This is a genomic window from Amycolatopsis acidiphila, from assembly GCF_021391495.1.
GTDB classification, from domain to species: domain Bacteria; phylum Actinomycetota; class Actinomycetes; order Mycobacteriales; family Pseudonocardiaceae; genus Amycolatopsis_E; species Amycolatopsis_E acidiphila.
Map to the genome: position 1 here is coordinate 4,864,457 of NZ_CP090063.1, position 16,233 is coordinate 4,880,689.

The 16,233-nt window shown below is 70.7% G+C and carries 18 protein-coding genes; 9 read left to right on the forward strand and 9 right to left on the reverse strand.

Translation table 11 applies throughout. From position 1 onward, the window contains the following. Positions 1–54: 54 nt before the first annotated feature. Positions 55–651: a TetR family transcriptional regulator gene (locus tag LWP59_RS23760; protein ID WP_191334767.1), complete on the reverse strand. Its 597-nt coding sequence runs from the start codon at positions 649–651 to the stop codon at positions 55–57. A gap of 66 nt (positions 652–717) precedes the next feature. Here LWP59_RS23760 and LWP59_RS23765 point away from each other — a divergent pair, with 66 nt between their 5' ends. Continuing rightward, a complete protein-coding gene (locus LWP59_RS23765; RefSeq protein ID WP_144637549.1) occupies positions 718–2,337 on the forward strand; it encodes an FAD-binding protein in 1,620 nt (539 codons plus the stop codon). A 113-nt stretch (positions 2,338–2,450) separates the two neighbouring features. Then, positions 2,451–2,756, forward strand: coding sequence for an ArsR/SmtB family transcription factor (locus LWP59_RS23770; RefSeq protein WP_186383201.1), 306 nt, complete (start codon positions 2,451–2,453; stop codon positions 2,754–2,756). Between the two features lie 155 nt (positions 2,757–2,911). On the opposite strand, the gene LWP59_RS23775 is transcribed toward LWP59_RS23770, so the two are convergent. The 8 genes from LWP59_RS23775 to LWP59_RS23810 all read right to left on the reverse strand — a co-directional run bounded on the left by LWP59_RS23775 (position 2,912) and on the right by LWP59_RS23810 (position 8,927). Further along, positions 2,912–3,280: an ArsR/SmtB family transcription factor gene (locus LWP59_RS23775; RefSeq protein WP_144637552.1), complete on the reverse strand. Its 369-nt coding sequence runs from the start codon at positions 3,278–3,280 to the stop codon at positions 2,912–2,914. A 43-nt stretch (positions 3,281–3,323) separates the two neighbouring features. Then, positions 3,324–4,121: an enoyl-CoA hydratase/isomerase family protein gene (locus LWP59_RS23780; RefSeq protein WP_144637554.1), complete on the reverse strand. Its 798-nt coding sequence runs from the start codon at positions 4,119–4,121 to the stop codon at positions 3,324–3,326. Between the two features lie 64 nt (positions 4,122–4,185). Next, the gene (locus tag LWP59_RS23785; protein ID WP_144637556.1) at positions 4,186–4,416 is read right to left on the reverse strand and encodes a lipoyl domain-containing protein; all 231 of its coding nucleotides are present in this window, start codon (positions 4,414–4,416) and stop codon (positions 4,186–4,188) included. A gap of 139 nt (positions 4,417–4,555) precedes the next feature. Then, entirely contained in the window at positions 4,556–5,578 is a 1,023-nt protein-coding gene (locus LWP59_RS23790) for an alpha-ketoacid dehydrogenase subunit beta (protein ID WP_222425515.1), read from the reverse strand. Next, the gene (locus LWP59_RS23795; RefSeq protein ID WP_144637557.1) at positions 5,575–6,579 is read right to left on the reverse strand and encodes a thiamine pyrophosphate-dependent dehydrogenase E1 component subunit alpha; all 1,005 of its coding nucleotides are present in this window, start codon (positions 6,577–6,579) and stop codon (positions 5,575–5,577) included. Before LWP59_RS23795 ends, LWP59_RS23790 begins: the two co-directional genes overlap by 4 nt. Continuing rightward, a complete protein-coding gene (locus tag LWP59_RS23800; RefSeq protein WP_144637559.1) occupies positions 6,576–6,962 on the reverse strand; it encodes a 2Fe-2S iron-sulfur cluster-binding protein in 387 nt (128 codons plus the stop codon). Before LWP59_RS23800 ends, LWP59_RS23795 begins: the two co-directional genes overlap by 4 nt. Then, positions 6,952–8,352 carry an aromatic ring-hydroxylating oxygenase subunit alpha gene (locus LWP59_RS23805; RefSeq protein WP_144637561.1) on the reverse strand — a complete coding sequence of 467 codons (1,401 nt, stop codon included), beginning with the start codon at positions 8,350–8,352 and terminating at the stop codon, positions 6,952–6,954. The genes LWP59_RS23800 and LWP59_RS23805 overlap by 11 nt, the downstream gene beginning before the upstream one ends. Positions 8,353–8,564: 212 nt before the next feature. Beyond that, the gene (locus LWP59_RS23810) at positions 8,565–8,927 is read right to left on the reverse strand and encodes a DUF4286 family protein (protein ID WP_144637562.1); all 363 of its coding nucleotides are present in this window, start codon (positions 8,925–8,927) and stop codon (positions 8,565–8,567) included. Between the two features lie 279 nt (positions 8,928–9,206). On the opposite strand from LWP59_RS23810, the gene LWP59_RS23815 reads away from it, so the two are divergent. The 7 genes from LWP59_RS23815 to LWP59_RS23845 all read left to right on the forward strand — a co-directional run bounded on the left by LWP59_RS23815 (position 9,207) and on the right by LWP59_RS23845 (position 16,232). Then, on the forward strand, positions 9,207–9,401 hold the full coding sequence (locus tag LWP59_RS23815) for a ferredoxin (RefSeq protein ID WP_144637563.1): 195 nt from the start codon (positions 9,207–9,209) through the stop codon (positions 9,399–9,401). Further along, the gene (locus tag LWP59_RS23820; RefSeq protein ID WP_144637564.1) at positions 9,398–10,612 is read left to right on the forward strand and encodes an NAD(P)/FAD-dependent oxidoreductase; all 1,215 of its coding nucleotides are present in this window, start codon (positions 9,398–9,400) and stop codon (positions 10,610–10,612) included. The genes LWP59_RS23815 and LWP59_RS23820 overlap by 4 nt, the downstream gene beginning before the upstream one ends. Beyond that, positions 10,609–11,487, forward strand: coding sequence for an NAD(P)-dependent oxidoreductase (locus LWP59_RS23825; RefSeq protein ID WP_186383202.1), 879 nt, complete (start codon positions 10,609–10,611; stop codon positions 11,485–11,487). Before LWP59_RS23820 ends, LWP59_RS23825 begins: the two co-directional genes overlap by 4 nt. Further along, positions 11,487–11,870, forward strand: coding sequence for a carboxymuconolactone decarboxylase family protein (locus LWP59_RS23830; RefSeq protein ID WP_186383203.1), 384 nt, complete (start codon positions 11,487–11,489; stop codon positions 11,868–11,870). The genes LWP59_RS23825 and LWP59_RS23830 overlap by 1 nt, the downstream gene beginning before the upstream one ends. Beyond that, positions 11,867–13,093 carry a cytochrome P450 gene (locus LWP59_RS23835; RefSeq protein WP_144637566.1) on the forward strand — a complete coding sequence of 409 codons (1,227 nt, stop codon included), beginning with the start codon at positions 11,867–11,869 and terminating at the stop codon, positions 13,091–13,093. Before LWP59_RS23830 ends, LWP59_RS23835 begins: the two co-directional genes overlap by 4 nt. A gap of 105 nt (positions 13,094–13,198) precedes the next feature. Further along, positions 13,199–13,924, forward strand: coding sequence for a TetR/AcrR family transcriptional regulator (locus LWP59_RS23840; protein ID WP_229857177.1), 726 nt, complete (start codon positions 13,199–13,201; stop codon positions 13,922–13,924). Positions 13,925–13,934: 10 nt separating this feature from the next. After that, on the forward strand, positions 13,935–16,232 hold the full coding sequence (locus LWP59_RS23845) for an ATP-binding protein (protein WP_144639839.1): 2,298 nt from the start codon (positions 13,935–13,937) through the stop codon (positions 16,230–16,232). The last annotated feature ends 1 nt before the right edge of the window (position 16,233 follow it).

A 16,233-nucleotide genomic window follows, 5' to 3' on the forward strand; every position in this document is an offset into this window, starting at 1 on the left:
AATGCCCTGACCTGCGCGGAGCTATTTATAGCAGCCTGTGTCAAAATACGAAAGTCAGCGAGGTGAAGCCGCGTCCTCCAGGTGGCGCAGCGCCTCGTCGACCGCGTCGTGCGGCTCGGCCGAGCCCTGCATGCTCCACCACAGCAGGGCACGCAGGATCGCGGCCTGCGTGCCGGACGCGATCACCTGCGGCGCGAGATCGTCGGGTTTGGCGTCGAGTTGCTCGACGAGCCAGTCGCGGACGATCGTGTGCCACACCCGGAACGGCTCGGGCATGCTGTGCTGGAGCTCGGGGGTGCGGCTGATGACCCGCAGCCGGAGGCGGTCCATCGGCTTGTTCTCCGCCGAGGCGAGCAGCTGCGTGACAGCGATCCGGATCCGGGCCAGCAGGCTCTCCTGCGGCGGCGAGGCGTCGAGGTAGTCCCGCATGCCGCCGATGTCGGCGACGAGTCCACCCCAGACGATCTCGCTCTTCGAGGGGAAGTAGCGAAAGACCGTCCGGGACGTGACGCCCGCGGCCGCCGCCACCTCGGCGAGCGGCACCGCGTCGTATCCCCGTTCGTCCCACAGCGTCAGGGCGACCTGCTCCAGCTCCTCGCGGGTGACCTTCGGCGGCCGTCCCCGTCCGGGGGAATCCCCCGAGCCGCGCACTGGCCCCCCCGGATCTATTTGTGTCATAGTGTGAACTTATCAAGCCGGAGCGCTTCCCCCAACACGATGCACAGGAGCATTGCCGTGGATTCTCAGCCTGACTACGACGTGGTAGTGGTTGGATACGGTGCGGCCGGAGCGGCCGCGGCGATTCAGGCCGCCGAACAGGGCGCCCGGGTACTCATACTCGACCGCGGTTACGGCGGCGGCGCCAGCGATCTGTCGGGCGGCGTGGTCTACGCCGGCGGCGGGACGCGGCACCAGCGCGCGGCCGGGCTCGACGACACCCCGGACAACATGTTCGAGTACCTGCGCCTGGAGACCAAGGGCGTGGTCTCGGAGAAGACCCTGCGCCGTTTCTGCGAAACCAGCCCCGAGATGATCGACTGGCTGGAACGGCAGGGAGTCGAGTACCGCGGCACCCTCTGCCCGTACAAGACGTCCTATCCCACGGACGCGCACTATCTCTACTTCTCGGGCAACGAGAAGGCCTGGCCGTACGCGCTCAGCGCGAAACCGGCGGCGCGAGGCCACCGCCAGGTCGCCAAGGGCATGGGCTCCGGGCACGCGTTCTTCGAGGTGCTGCGCCGTTCGGCGATGGCCAAGGGGGTGGCTTTCCGCCCGCTGAGCCGGGTGCACGAACTGATCATCGAGGACGGCACCGTCGCCGGGGTGCGGTTCCGGTCGATGGACCACGAAGGCGACGCGGGCCCCCGTCACCGCAAGCTGGCCCAGCTGGGCGTCAAGCTGTCGAACTGGGTGCCTGCGGTCGGCGCGCACTTCAACGGGCGAGCGGACAAGTTGTGGCAGGCCAACACCGCCGAAGGCGAGGTTCGCGCGAAGGCCGTCATCCTGGCCGCGGGCGGGTTCGTCTACAACCCGGAGATGAAGGCGCAGTACGCGGGCGGCTACGCGCACATTTCGCCGCTGGGCACGGCGGGTGACGACGGCACCGGTATCCGGCTGGGCGTTTCCGCCGGTGGCAGCACGGATCTGATGGAGCGGATGACGGCGTGGCGGTTCCTCTCGCCGCCGAGCGCGTTCCTGGAAGGCGTGACGGTCGGGCCGAGCGGAGCCCGCATCGCCAACGAGGACCTTTACGGCGCAACCCATTCCGACGTGATGATCCACGAGCACGAAGGCCGCGGCTTCCTGGTCGTCGACGCCCGCCAGTGGAAGAAGGCACGCCGGCAGGTGCGCACCCAGACCCAGCCGTTCCAGCTGGCGATGGCCGCCTATCTCTTCACCGCCGGTCACATCAAGGCAGCCAGCGTCGAGGCGCTGGCGAGGAAGATCGGCGTGCCCCCCGCCGCGCTGGCCGACACCGTGTCGGCCTACAACACCGGGATCACCTCCGGTGCGGGCGACCCTGCCCACAAGGCCCCGGACCTGTGCTCGCCGGTGACCGAGGGCCCGTTCTACGCCGTCGACATCTCGATCAAGAACTCGCCGGCCTTCCCCGCGCCCGGCCTCACCCTCGGTGGCCTGCGGGTCGACGAGGAGACCGGTGAGGTGCTCACCGCGAAGGACGAACCCGTGTCCGGCCTCTACGCGGCCGGCCGCAACGCGGTCGGGATCTGCTCGAACAGCTACATCAGCGGGCTTTCGCTGGCGGACTGCATCTTCTCCGGCCGCCGGGCCGGCCAGCACGCGGCGAGCCTCCGTTCCGCGGAGGCGGCTGTCTGACCCTCGCGGGGGCGGGCACCCGGCCCGCCCCGCCCGGTCCGCATCACATCGGCGCAGCCGCTCCGGCTGTTATGCTTCGATACATCGATGAGGACCGAACGGGAGCGGCACGCATGAACGACGAGGAGGCGCGGCCCTTCCGCGCCCTCGGCGATCCGGTCCGGTGGGTCGTCCTACGGCACCTCGCGGCCGCGCCGGGCGAGGTGGGCGCGAGCGAGCTCGCCGACGTGGTCACCGTGGGACAGCCGACGCTGTCCTACCACCTCGCCGTCCTGCGCGAAGCCGGCCTGATCGAGCGCCGCAAGGAAGGCCGCCAGCACTTCCACCGCATTCGCCCGGAAGCGGTGGCGGAGCTCGCGGAGTTCCTCGAAGCGGGCCTGCTGAAGGGCCCCACGGTGGACGAGCAGACCACGGCCTGATCGCAGCGGCTCGGGAGAGGGTGGCGCGCCCGTCCGCCCGGCTCCGAGCGGAACGCGTGCGGTAGCGAGACGTGCGGCCACCCACCCCCAGCAGCACGCCCGGCGCACCTGCGACGTGGGCGCGGCTCACCAGAGCAAGCACGGCCCGGCGAGCACTACCAGGTCAGCAGGCCCGGATCCTCGGGCTCGTCCGGAGCGGCCGACCGCACCGCCGTCACCGGTGACCCCGGCCGTCCGCCACGACCGGCCGGCGCCAGGCCGCGCACCTGCTCGACCAGCTCCCGCACCAGCTCCCGGCGCAGCGCGTAGAAGTAGTGGCGGCCCTGCTTGCGCACGGTCAGCAAGCCGGCCTGGGTGAGGATGCGCGTGTGGTAGGACACCGCGGGCTTGGAGAGCGGCAGGATCTCCTCCAGGGTGCTGAAGGCCAGCTCGTCCACCTGGGCCAGCTCCCGCACGATGCTCCAGCGCACCGGGTCGCCGAGCGCCTTGAAGGCTTCGGTGGCCTGGGGATCCGCATCGGTCATCGGCACACTCCTCCTCGACCGGCCACAGTGGATGGACCGGGGCTCACCGGCCGCCGAACGACGGTGGCCGCCGCTCGCGCCGCGCCTCGATGGCTTCTCGCAGGTCGGCGGTGGTCATCGTGACCGGCTGGGCCAGCGACTCCCAGCGCAGCGCGGCCTCCAGGCCGCCGGCGGCGTGCTCGAGCCCGGTCTTGGTCAGCCGCACGGCGACCGGGCCCGCCGCGGCGATCTGCGCGGCGATGGCGAGCACGTCGTCCAGGACGTTCGCCGTCACCCCGTTCACCAGGGCCCAGGAAAGTGCTTCCTCGGCCCCGACTTCCCGTCCGGTGTAGAGCATCTCACGCGCCCGGGCGATGCCGATCGCCTCGGGCAGCAGCCAGGTGGCCCCCATCCCGCCGTGCAGGCCGAGCTCGAGGAAGGACGTGCCGAACGAGGCGCCGGGCGTCGCGTACCGGAGGTCGCAGGCGAGCGCGAGGCAGACGCCCGCGCCCAGGACCGGCCCGTCGATCGCGGCGAGCACCGGGACCGGCAGCTCCCGCGGCCGCAGCCAGCTGCGGTAGAACGGCAGCATCCGCCGACGCAGGCGATCGGCGGTCAGCTCCGCCGGCGATCCCTCGTCGAACCAGGACAGGTCGGCACCGGCGCAGAAGGTCGTGCCCTCCCCCGTCACGACGACCACCCGGACGTCCTCGTCGGCCGCGACCGCGTCGAGGGCGCGGTCCCAGGCCTCGGTCATCTCCCCGGTCATGGCGTTGCGCAGCCGGGGGCGGTTCAGGGTCAGCAACCGGATGCCGGGACCGGGTTCGGTCACCAGCACCGCGTCCCCGGATCCGGTCGCCATCCCCGCGGTCCTCCGCTCGTCGTCGATGCCGCAGTTGTATCACCAGGCACCGCCGACGAGCATCTCAGCCGAGCTCGCCGACGACGGTACCGACCGGGTAGGTCTCACCGGGCTCAGCCTTGATCCGCAGCACCCCGTCGACCGGGGCCTCGATCTCGGTCTCGGTCTTGTCCGTCGCGAGCAGGTAGACCGGGTCGCCGGCGCGGACGCCGGCGCCGTCCTCGACCAGCCACTCGACCAGTTCGCCCTCGGTCATCGACACACCGAGCTGCGGAATGTTCAGTTCGAACGCCATTGCGCTCCTTGTCCCCCGTTTCGAGGTAATGCGGATCGGGCCGGCCACCGGGCTCATTCGCCCAGTGGCCGTTCGGGACCGGGCCGAGCAGCGGTTCGCCGAACTCGGGTACTCGGCGAACATCAGCTCCGGGGACAGCTCAACCGAAGAGGTCACGGACAGTTTTTTCGATACCCGGCCGCGAGGGCAGGTATGCGGCTTCCAGCGAGGACGCGTACGGCACCGGCGTGTTCGCGGCCGCCACCCGGCGCACCGGAGCGTGCAGCTGACCGAACAGGTCCTCGCTGATGGTCGCGGCCAGTTCGGCACCGAACCCGTTCCGGCGCACGGCTTCGTGCACGATGACCGCTCGCCCGGTGCGGCCGACGGAGCCCAGGATGGCGTCGAGGTCCAGCGGAACGAGCGAGCGGACGTCGAGGACCTCGGCATCGATCCCGTCCGCTGCCAGGTTTTCCGCCACCGCGAGGCAGTCGTGGACCTGCTTGCCCCAGCTGATGAGCGTGACGTCGGAACCGGGGCGGGCGATGCGGGCCTGGCCGAGTGGCACCCGGTGGTCGCCCTCGGGCACCGGCCCCTTGGCGGCGAAGTACAGGTGGTGCATCTCGACGAACACGACCGGGTCGTCGTCGAAGATCGACGACAGCAGCAGGCCCTTCGCGTCGGCGGGCGTCGACGGGACGACGACCTTCAACCCGGGCGTGTGCACCAGCGACGCTTCGAGCATGTCCGAGTGCTGTGCGCCGAACCCGCCACCCGCGCCGGTGGTCGTCCGTACCGTCAGCGGCACGTTGGTCTGGCCACCGGACATGTAGCGCAGCTTCGCGGCGTGGTTGATCAGCTGGTCCCCGCACACGGACAGGAAGTTCATCAGCATGATCTCCGCGACCGGGCGCATGCCGGTGATCGCCGCGCCGACCGCGGCGCCCATGATGGCCTGCTCCGAGATCGGCGTCGGCCGGACCCGCTCCAGACCGTACTTGGTGGACAGTCCCTTGTGGAGGCCGAACCCACCACCCTTGGGGTCCTGGATGTCCTCCCCCAGCTGGAACACGGTGTCGTCGAGCCCGAGCGCGACGTCCAGTGCCTCGTTGATCGCCTGGATCAGCATCATCTCCCGCGCGGCAGGAGCCTGCGCGTCGCGCACGTCGCTTTGCACTGTCATCGGATCGCACCTTCGGCATAGACATCGGTCGTGAGTTCTTCGGGCTCGGCCATCGGCTGGGACATCGCGTACTCGAACGCGTCCTCGATCTCGGCTCGCAGCCCGTCCTCGACGCGGGTGAGCTCGGCCTCCGACCGGTGGCCCGCGGCGAGCAGCTTTTCCCGCATCCGCACCACCGGGTCGGCTTCCATCGCCGCGCGCAGCTCCTCCTCCGGCATGTATTCCATGCCGTCGCCCATGACGTGCCCGAAGAACCGGTAGGTCATGGCCTCGACGAGGGTCGGCCCGTCGCCGGCGCGCGCCGCGTCGATCGCGGTCCGGGCGGCGCCGTACATCGCCTCCGGGTCGTTGCCGTCGACGTGGATCGAGCGCATCGAGTAGGCGGCACCGCGATCCGCGATCCGCTCGACCGACGTCCCATCGGCGAGAGTCGTGTATTCGGCGTAGCGGTTGTTCTGGCAGACGAACACGACCGGCAGGTTCCACACCGAGGCCAGGTTCAGCGCCTCGTGGAACGCACCGATGTTGGAGGCGCCGTCGCCGAAGTTCACCACGGTCACCTGCCCGCTCTTGCGCAGGTGCGCCGAGAGCGCCACGCCCACCCCGATCGGCATCCCGGAGCCGACGACACCGGTGGTGACGATGAGCCCCGAAGAGGGGTCGGTGATGTGCATCGGGCCACCCTTGCCCTTGCAACTTCCACTGGCACGCCCGAAGAACTCGGCGGTCAGCGTACGCAACGGCACGCCCTTGGCGATCTGGTCGTGCACGCCCCGGTAGATGGTCAGGACGTAGTCCTCGGGTGCGAGCACCGCGCTGATGGCCGACGGGATGATCTCCTGTCCGCGCGGGGAGTAGTACATCCCGCCGATCTTCCCGGCCCGCATGGTCGCCCGGTACTTCTCGTCGTACAGCTTGATCTTGACCGCCGTGGTGTAGATGCCGGCGAGCACGTCGCCGTCCACCCCTTCCACCGCGGTGGCCTCGGGGGAGGTCGTCATTGTCCGCTCCGTTCTGCTGTCTGGTTTTCCGCGGTCCGCACCCCGGGTTTGCGGACCTCGACGTCGCCGCTGATCCGGACCTGGCAGGCCAGCCGGACGCGGCGGGGGTCGATCCGCCGTCGCCGCCGGGTGAGGTCGCCGAGCATCGCGTTCTCGGCCTCGGTCTTGTCCGACACGTTGTCCAGGCCCTCGAGGACCTCGCACTGGCAGGCCGTGCAGGTGCCCATGCCGTAGCAGAGCGTCGGCCACTCGTAGCCCTCGCGCCAGGCCGCCTGGATCAGCGACTCCCCCGGTCGCACCTCGATGAGGTACCCGCCCGGTTCCACCCGGACCCCGCCGCCCTGGTCACCACCGACCGGACGGCGGAAACCGTTACCGCGCAATGTACTTGTCGATCTCGTTGTGCATGGTGTAGATCATCGTCTCGTAGCGGGGGGACATCGTGGCCTCGGAGAACGCGCGGCTGCGGTAGCCATCCTGCTGGCGCAGGATGTTCTCGAAGTCCTGACGCAGCACGAACGGCCAGTCCTCCGGCGCGATCGGCCCTTCCGGCCGTGCGGGAGCCTGCTCCTCGCCGGTGATGGGAATCTGCATCGCGAACACCTCGAACACGCACGAGTTCGCGTCCGTGCCGTTCGGGCGGACACGGTAGTACAGAAGGTTCCCCGGCATGCCGAGCATCACGAGGTTCGGGAACAGGAACGCGTAGGACGTCGCCTTCGGATCCGGTGGCGGCAACGGGATCCCCGCGTCCTGGGCGTAGGCGTAGTACTCCTGGAAGAACGCCGGCAGCAGCTCCTCGTCGGGCAGGTTCTTGCCACGCACGCGATCGGCGATCAGCTCGTCGCGCACCGTGTTGGTCGCGTCGGTGCCCTCGAACAACACCTGGTTCTGCGACAGGAACCACTCACCGAAGCCCATGCCCTCGACCGGCGACTCGGTGAGCACGAACGCCGAATCCGGGAGTGCCGGCGCCGTGCTGTCCACATGGCCCATCCCGCGCGGGAAATAGGGCACCGCGTCGGCGTTGTAGGCCTCCCCTGTCGCACCGAGCGCGAGCTCGGGATGCGCCTGCATGACGTGGTAGGCCTCCATGAACGCCTCGAGCGCGACCTTCCAGTTCGCCGGCAGAACCGTGTACTTCCACCAGCGGAACCGCATCCGCTCCATGGCCACGGGCGCGAGGTATTCGTCCATCTCACCGAAGAACTCGTCCAGCGAGGGCGCGTCGTCGTCGAAGGTGATCCAGACGAAGCCGTAACGGACCTCGTGGCGAACCTCCTTCAGCGCCATCTTGGCCGGGTCGACCGACTCCGGGACGAACCCGCGACGCCCGTAGAGCATCGACTGCGAGCCGTCGAGGTTCCAGCGCCAGCCGTGGAACGGGCAGACGATCTGGCCACCGCCGAACGTGCCGCAGTCCTGCGCCAGCCGGGTGGCCCGGTGGGGGCAGACGTTCTGGTAGACCTTGAGGGTGTCCTCGTCGACCCGCACCACCATCACGGACTCGCCGACGATGGTGTACTCGATGTAGTCGCCGACTCGCGGAAGGTCCTCCAGCCGCGCCGCCCACTGCCAGGTGCGCAGCCACATCTTCTCGTTCTCCAGGTCGGCGAAACCCTGGTCGTAGTAACGCTCGGCGGGAATGTGCACGCCGTCGGCCATCCGGAAGGGCACGCTCGAGGTGTCCACGCCGGGATCGGGCAGGCACCGCTGCGCCTCCGGCTCCGTCAGAGTGTTCGCCTCGGCCGGGCGCTCGATCTGGGCGGTCATGGCCACTCCTTTGTCGCGGATCCGCACTCATCAATGAATTGATCGACACAAACTTATCGATACGTTAGGCCGGACGGGGGCACTCGTCAATCGACCGGGAGCGCGGACACCGCGGCCCCGCACTCCATCACCCGATCAGGCTAATGATCTAGCTATTTGTATGACATGAAGGAGCGCCGGCCCGAACCGGACCGGCGCTCCAGGGGGAACCGTCACGCGCCGGCCTGGCGGCGCGGCCCGCGCGCCCGCCAGGCCGACATGGAGATCGTCGCCAGGTCCAGCGAGTCGCTCAGCGGCATCTCCCCACTGCCGACCCGGCGCAGGAACTCGGCCAGCACCTCGTCCGCGTCCCGGTCCAGCTCGTAGACCGCCAGGTAGGAGTGTGCCGGGGCCGACGGCTCGGGCATCCCCTCGGCCTCCGGCGGCTTCGTCGGCGCGAGCTCGTAGCGCCGGGCCCCCGTCACCCCCGGCACGGCGAGCACGTCGCCGAGATGGTGGTGGTCGTACCACTCGTTGAACTCGTCCTCGCGCCCTGCGGCCGGATTCGAGAACACCAGGAAGAGATCCTCGGCCATCAGCCGGTCCTTTCACGAAACTGGTTGCGCCCACAGGAAAACTGCTCGTCCACAGTAGACGATCGGGGCGACGGTGAAGTCACCGTAGCGCCGGGACGGCAGATCCTCAAGTGCGCGGCCGCCTTGCCGGCGGTCGCTGTCCGCGTTCACGCAAGAGCCCTGTGCGATGGATCACCGCCCCCCGAGCTACACCTGCAGGCCGGGAAGGTCTAGCCTCGACCGTAGGTGAACTTAGTTAGGTTAAGACACCGCCACGACTCGGACAGGTTGGAGAATTTCGTGCATATCACCATCGACGAGGACAAATGCTGCGCGGCCGGTCAGTGCGTGCTGGCCGCTCCGGAGGTCTTCGACCAGCGGGACGACGACGGCATCGTGGTGCTCCTGGACGCCGACCCGCCGCAGGCCCAGTACGCGGCGGTCCGGGACGCCGCCGCCGTCTGCCCCGCCGCCGCCATCGCGGTACAGGAATGAGCGTGCCGGCGTCCGTCGTGATCGCCGGGGCGTCGGCGGCGGGACTGTCCACCGCCGAGACACTGCGAAGGCAGGGATTCGACGGGCGGATCACGCTGATCGGCGAGGAGGTGCACCCGCCCTACGACCGGCCGCCACTGTCCAAGCAGATCCTCTCCGGCACATGGCCGGACGAGCGGGTGTGGCTGCGCGACGAGGCGGCGCTCGCCGGTCTCGCGCTCGACCTCCGGCTCGGTGCCCGCGCGGAGGCGCTCGACACCGGCGCCAAGGTCGTCCGGCTGTCGGACGGATCCCTGGTGTCCTACGACGAGCTGGTCATCGCGACCGGCGTCCGGCCCCGCCGGCTGCCGGGAACGGCGGACGTGGCAGGCGTGCACGTGCTGCGGACCCTCACCGACGCCACCACCTTGCGCGCCGCGCTGGCAGGCTCACCCCGGCTCGTCATCGTGGGCGCCGGGTTCCTCGGCGCCGAGGTGGCCTCGGTCGCCCGCCAGGCCGGTGCCCAGGTGACGCTGGTGTCCGACATCGAAGCGCCACTGTCCGATGTGCTCGGTCCGCAGCTGGGCGAGCTGCTCGTCGGCGTGCACCGGGACCACGGCGTGGAGGTGGTCACCGGGGCGCGGGTGGAGGAGGTCCTCGTCTCGGGCGGACGTGCCCACGGCGTGCGGCTCGCCGGTGGCCACACCATCGAGGCGGACGCCGTGCTGGTGTCCATCGGCTCGGTCCCGAACGTCGAATGGCTGGCCGGCAGCGGCGTCGAGGTCGGCAACGGTGTCCTCTGCGACCAGTACAGCCAGGCCGGGCCCGGTGTGTGGGCGGCGGGCGACGTCGCCAGCTGGCACCACCCGGGTCTGGGCGAGCGCATCCGGATCGAGCACCGGACCAACGCCGCCGAGCAGGGCATGGCGGTGGCGCGCAACATCCTGGCCGGCGAGGACAGGTCGCCGTTCGCCCCGGTGCCCTACATCTGGTCGGACCAGTACGACCTCAGGATCCAGATCCACGGCCTGCCTCGCGGCGCCGACGCCTTCGCCGTCACCGAGGGCAGTCTCGCCGACCGCAAGCTGGTCGCCCTCTACGGCAAGGACGCTCAGGTCCGCGCCGCGGTCGGGATCAACATGGTCCGTCCGGCACGGGCGGCACGGGCGCTCGTCGCCACACCGACGGCATGGGAGACGGCAACCGCCGTCCAGGAAGGAGTCACACCATGAGTGTGCAAACGGTTTCCCCCGGGCAGTCGCTCGAATCCGCCGCGCCGCGCGCCGGGGTCATCGGGCTCGGCATGATCGGCGGCGGGGTGGCGGTCAGCCTCGCCCGCTCCGGCCGCGTCCCCACCGTCTACGACATCCGGCCGGACGCCGCCGACAAGCTGGCCGGCGTGCCGGCCCCGGTCGCCTCACCGGCCGAGGTCGCGCGGGCCAGCGACGTGGTGCTGGTCGCCGTCGTGGACGCCGACCAGGCCAGGTCGGTGCTCTTCGGCGAGAACGGCGTGCTCGCCGGCGCCGAGCCGGGGCTCATCGTCGTCCTGCTGTCCACGGTCGCCGTGCCGGTGGTGCACGAGCTGGCGGAAGCGTGCGCGAAGGCGGGCGTGTCGCTCCTGGACTGCGGCGTCACTCCCGGGGACAAGGCGGCCGAGAACGGCCTCGTGGCCATCCTCGGCGGCGAGGAGTCCACAGTGGAGCGTGCGATGCCGGTGCTGACCGACTTCGCCAAGCGGGTGGTCCACTGTGGACCGGTCGGTGCGGGCATGGCGACCAAGATCGCCCGCAACGTCATCACCTACGGCAGCTGGCGCGCGGTCCACGAGGCCACCACCCTGGCCGGCGCCGCGGGCGTGGACCCGGAGAAGCTGATCACGGTGATCGAGGAGGCCGATCCCGAGGGCGCCACGCTGTTGTCCTGGCAGCGTCAGCGCCTCGCCGGGATCGCGCAGCCGCTGGCGGCCCAGGTCGTGCGGCTGCTCGACAAGGACCTCGCCGCCGCCCAGGAACTGGCGGCCCAGCTCGGGCTCACCCTGCCACTGGCCGACGTCACCCGTGCGCACGGCGCGGAGACGATCGGCGCGGAGTCCGGGAAGGACGCGTGATGGACGAGACCACGAAAACGGGCCTGAAGACCATGGACGAGGTCTACGGGCCCGGCTTCACCGATTCCCTGCCCGCCGAGCGGTCTCCGATGCTGGAGAAGACCGTCGATCACCTCTTCGGCGAGATCTGGAGCAGGCCCGGGCTTTCGGTGCGCGACCGGCGGCTGCTCGTGCTCGGCGCCACCGCGGCGCTGGGCCGCGCGGACCTGATCGAGATCCAGGTGCGCGGCGCGCTGCACAACGGCGAGCTGAGCGCCGAGCAGCTGCGGGAAGCCGTGCTGCACCTGCAGTACTACGTCGGCTGGGGGAACGGAACCCAGGTGAACAACGGAGTCGAAGCCGCGCTGCGGGCGCACGTGGCCGAGGAGAAGGAGAACTCATGACCGTGGAACTGCCCGCGATGCCGATGGAGCGGACACGCCTGCTCGACCCGCCGCTGGAGTACGACCAGCTGCGCGAGGAACAGCCGGTCGTCCGCGTGCGCTTTCCCAGCGGCCGCGTCGGCTGGCTGGTGACCCGGTTCGACGAGGGCAGCCAGGTGTTCTCGGACCCGCGGATGAGCGCGCGGCGGCCGCGCCACGACGTCCCGCCCGAGGAAGGGGACGACCACGACTCCGACGAGTCCGGGGAAGGGATCGACCCGACCTTCGTGTTCATGGACGAGCCCGATCACGGCGCCTACCGGCGGCTGCTGGCGGGCCGGTTCACCCCGAAGTCCATCCAGGCCAAGCTGCAGCCCTACATCGACCGGATCGTCACCGAGCACCTCGACGCCATCGAGAAGGCCGGCGCGGCCGGTGAGCCGGTGGACCTGATCGAGCACCTCGCGCTGCCGATCCCCTGCCTGGTGATCTGCGAGCTGCTCGGCGTGCCCTACGCCGACCGGGACAAGTTCCACCACGCCACCGAGGTGATGATGGACGTCAGCAAGCCGCGTGCCGAGCGGGACAGCGGCGCGCGCTGGCTGCAGAGCTACATCACAGGGCTGGTGGCCGACAAGCGCGCCGACCCGGAGTCGACGGGCCTGCTGGCCGACCTGATCCGGACCAGCGAGCAGGACGGGTCGATCCTCACCGACAAGGACCTGATCAGCATCGGCGTGCTGCTGCTGTTCGCGGGCCACGACACCACCATGGCGATGATCGGCCTGTCGTCGCTGACCCTGCTCACCCACCCCGAGCAGCGGCAGAACCTCGTCGAGCACCCGGAGAAGATCGGCCCCGCGGTCGAAGAGCTGCTGCGCTACCTCACCATCGTCCAGTTCGGACTCGGCCGGACCGCGAAGGAGGACCTGGAGATCGGCGGGCAGCCCATCGCGAAGGGCGACCTGGTCGTGGTCGCCATGCCGGCCGCCAACCGCGACCCCCGGGCGTTCGACGACCCCGACGTGCCCGACTTCGACCGCAAGATCACCCGTCACCTCGCCTTCGGGTACGGCGTGCACCAGTGCCTCGGGCAGAACGTCGCCCGGGCCGAGCTGAAGACCATCCTGCCCCGGCTGTTCCAGCGGTTCCCCGGGCTGAAACTGGCCACCCCGCTGGAGGAGGTCGAGATGGACACCTACGGCACCAACTACGGCGTCCGCAAGATGCTCGTCACCTGGTGACCCGGCGGGCTGCCCGCCCCGCCAGGGGCGGGCAGCCCGCACGCCCGCCCGGTTCGCCGGTGTGTTCTGCTGGAAACTGACGCGTCATAGGCGGATGGAGAGGTGGTGGCTGTGCCTGCTGGCGGTTCCGGCCGGCCACGGAGCCGGCGCGGTGAGGGCGAGCGGCTGCGGGCCGAGGTCCTGGCGGCGGTGAACCGTCTCCTCGACGAATGGGGCAGCGACGACAAGCTCACCATGCGCGCGGTCGCCAAAGAGGTCGGCGTCGCGGCGCCCAGCATCTACCTGCATTTCGCGGACAAGGCCGAGCTCGTCTGGGCAGCGCTGACGGACAAGTACGAACAGCTCGCGGCGCAGATGCGGACCGCCGATCTCGCCGCGGCCGAGGAGGGGGTGCGGGAGCGGCTGCGGGCGCAGGTCCACGCGTACTGCCGGTTCGCGCTGCACAACGCCGGGCACTACCGGCTGATGTACGAGGTCCGCCAGCCCTCGGTCGAGCTGTCCAGGATGGGCTCGCACCCCGCGCGGCTGGTGTCCCGGCGGCTGCGCGGCGCCCTGGCCGCGTGCGCCGACGACGGCTACCCGCTCACCCTCCCGCTGCACCAGGCCGCGAACACGTTGTGGACCGGGCTGCACGGGCTGGTGTCGGTCCAGCACAGCCTTTCGGTGAACAGTTCCGAGGACATGGTGCTGGGGCTCGCGGATGGTCTGGTGGACATCCTGGTGGGCGCCGAGCGCACCGCCGGGCCCGCCTATCCGCCCGACACCCCGGTCGAGCGCCTCATCGCCCGGACCGTCTCGAACGAAGGCCTGCCGGGTCCTGGAGTCCCCTAAACTGATCGCCATGCCTGCGCCGGTGCCGCCGCGGCGTTCCCCCGGGAACCTGCCAGCCGAGATCACCACGTTCGTCGGGCGCCGGGGAGAACGCACCGACATCAAGCGGTTGCTCTCCGGCAGCAGGCTGCTCACGCTGACCGGGTTCGGCGGGGTCGGGAAGACCCGGCTGGCGCTGCGCGCCGCCGAGGACCTGCAGCGCGCGTTCGCCGACGGAGCCTGGCTCGTGGAACTGGCGACGCTGACGGACCCGGCCCTGCTGGCGGACACCACGGCCAAGACCCTCGGCCTGCGCACCCGGGGCAGGGACTCCGCGGTCGACGCACTGGTCGGCCATCTGGGCACCCGGGACCTCCTGCTGGTCCTGGACAACTGCGAGCACCTGCTCGACGCGTGCGCCCTGCTGGTCGGCACCCTGCTGCGAGAGTGCCCCGGACTTCGCGTACTGGCCACCAGCCGCGAGCCGCTGCGCTGCCGCGGGGAAACGGTCCTGCCCGTCGCTCCGCTGACCGTGCCCGCCGAAGGAGCCGGCGGACCGGCCTCCTACGACGCGATCAGCCTCTTCGCCGAGCGCGCCCGCGCGGCCGATCCCCGGTTCGAGGTCACCGAGGCCAACCGGGGCGAGGTCGCGGCGATCTGCCGTCGGCTCGACGGCATCCCGCTGGCGCTGGAACTGGCCGCGGTACGACTGCGCGCCCTCTCCCCCGCCGAGCTGCTCGAACGGTTGTCGGACCACTTCGAGCTGGCCGGTCCGCACAGCCGCGGTGCGCCCGAGCGCCAGCGCACCCTGCGCGGGTGCATCGAGTGGAGCCACGAGCTGTGCACCCCGGCCGAGCGCCGGCTCTGGGCTCAGGCCTCGGTGTTCGCGGGTGACTTCGAGATCGACGCGGTAGAGGCGGTGTGCCGGACCGGGCAGGGCGCGGAGCCGGTGGTGCAGACGTTGCCGGCGCTGGTGGAGAAGTCCATCCTCACCCGCGAGGAGCACGACGGGCGCACCCGGTACCGGATGCTCGAGGTGATCCGCCGCTACGGCTGGGACCAGCTGGCCCCGGCCGAGCGGACCGCGGTGCGGCGGCGTCACCGCGATTTCTACAGCGCGCTCGTCGCGCGGTCGGAACCGGAGTGGTTCGGCACCCAGCAGCGGAGGTGGATGGACCGGCTGGCCCTGGAGCATCCGAACCTCCGCGCCGCGATGGAGTTCTGCCTCGGCGACCCCGCGGAGGCGGAAGCCGGCCTCGAGATCGCGGGCCGCCTGCGCGACGCGTGGATCGCACTCGGCGCGCTGAACGAGGGCACGCACTGGCTGGAACGCCTGCTCACCGCGGGCCCGGTCGCCCCGCGGGCGCACGCGCGGGCGCTGTGGACCGCGGCGTGGCTGGCCGTCATGAAGGGCGATCTGGCGACGGCGAAACCGCTGATCATCGCGGGAATCCGGCTCGCGAGGACCCTGGACGAGCAGACCCGCGCGCTGATGACCCAGGTGTCGGGGATCTACGCCATGTTCGCCGGGGACCTGCCGAGAGCCATCGCCCGGAGCGAGCAGGCACTGGCGGTGTTCCGCACGACCGGCGACCGGAACCAGGAGATCAGCACCCTCATCATGGCGCAGATGGCCTACGGCTACGCCGGCGAAGCCGGTCAGGCGCTGGAGCGATACGCCGCCTGCCTCGAGCTGGCCGAGGAAGTGGGCGACACCTGGTTCCGGTCGTACTCGATCTGGAACGCGGGCACCGTCCAGTGGCGGCGCGGCCGGGCGGACGAGGCGCTCACCCTGTTGCGGGACGCACTCCGGCTCAAGCGCGAGATCACCGACGAGCTCGGCCTCGCGGTCTGCCTGGAGACCATCGCGGCCGCGACGGCGGACTCCGATCCGGACCGGGCGGCGAAGATCTTCGGGGTGGCGGTCGCCCGCTGGGCCAGGATGGGCGCGACGGTCACGACGATCCCCTGGACGGGCCCGGCGCACGCCGACACCGAAGCAAGGCTGCGCGCCGAGCTGGGCGACCGCCGGTTCGAGCTCGCGCAGCGGCAGGGGTGCGAGCTCGATCCCGAGGAGGGCCTCGACCTCGCCGAGGCCAAGGACCCGGCCACGGCGTCCCGCGCGTCGCGGGCGAAGGACGCGCCGTTGACGCCACGGGAGGAGGAGGTCGCGGCCCTGGTCAGACGTGGGCTGACGAACAAGGAGATCGCCGGCACGCTGGTCATCGCCCAGCGCACGGCCGAGACCCACGTCGAGCACATCCTGACCAAGCTGGGGTTCACCTCGCGCGCGCAGATCGCGAGCTGGATGCTCGAGCAGCACTCCTGAC

Bases quoted from the DNA above. Each gene is read 5' to 3' on its own strand.
- LWP59_RS23805 (WP_144637561.1), bottom strand. From the start codon at position 8,352: ATGACCGCCCAGATCGAGCGCCCGGCCGAGGCGAACACTCTGACGGAG.
- LWP59_RS23775 (WP_144637552.1), bottom strand. From the start codon at position 3,280: ATGACCGATGCGGATCCCCAGGCCACCGAAGCCTTCAAGGCGCTCGGC.
- LWP59_RS23795 (WP_144637557.1), bottom strand. From the start codon at position 6,579: ATGACGACCTCCCCCGAGGCCACCGCGGTGGAAGGGGTGGACGGCGAC.
- LWP59_RS23830 (WP_186383203.1), top strand. From the start codon at position 11,487: ATGGACGAGACCACGAAAACGGGCCTGAAGACCATGGACGAGGTCTAC.
- LWP59_RS23835 (WP_144637566.1), top strand. From the start codon at position 11,867: ATGACCGTGGAACTGCCCGCGATGCCGATGGAGCGGACACGCCTGCTC.
- LWP59_RS23825 (WP_186383202.1), top strand. From the start codon at position 10,609: ATGAGTGTGCAAACGGTTTCCCCCGGGCAGTCGCTCGAATCCGCCGCG.
- LWP59_RS23780 (WP_144637554.1), bottom strand. From the start codon at position 4,121: ATGGCGACCGGATCCGGGGACGCGGTGCTGGTGACCGAACCCGGTCCC.
- LWP59_RS23790 (WP_222425515.1), bottom strand. From the start codon at position 5,578: ATGACAGTGCAAAGCGACGTGCGCGACGCGCAGGCTCCTGCCGCGCGG.
- LWP59_RS23765 (WP_144637549.1), top strand. From the start codon at position 718: ATGCACAGGAGCATTGCCGTGGATTCTCAGCCTGACTACGACGTGGTA.
- LWP59_RS23785 (WP_144637556.1), bottom strand. From the start codon at position 4,416: ATGGCGTTCGAACTGAACATTCCGCAGCTCGGTGTGTCGATGACCGAG.
- LWP59_RS23820 (WP_144637564.1), top strand. From the start codon at position 9,398: ATGAGCGTGCCGGCGTCCGTCGTGATCGCCGGGGCGTCGGCGGCGGGA.
- LWP59_RS23845 (WP_144639839.1), top strand. From the start codon at position 13,935: ATGCCTGCGCCGGTGCCGCCGCGGCGTTCCCCCGGGAACCTGCCAGCC.
- LWP59_RS23770 (WP_186383201.1), top strand. From the start codon at position 2,451: ATGAACGACGAGGAGGCGCGGCCCTTCCGCGCCCTCGGCGATCCGGTC.
- LWP59_RS23810 (WP_144637562.1), bottom strand. From the start codon at position 8,927: ATGGCCGAGGATCTCTTCCTGGTGTTCTCGAATCCGGCCGCAGGGCGC.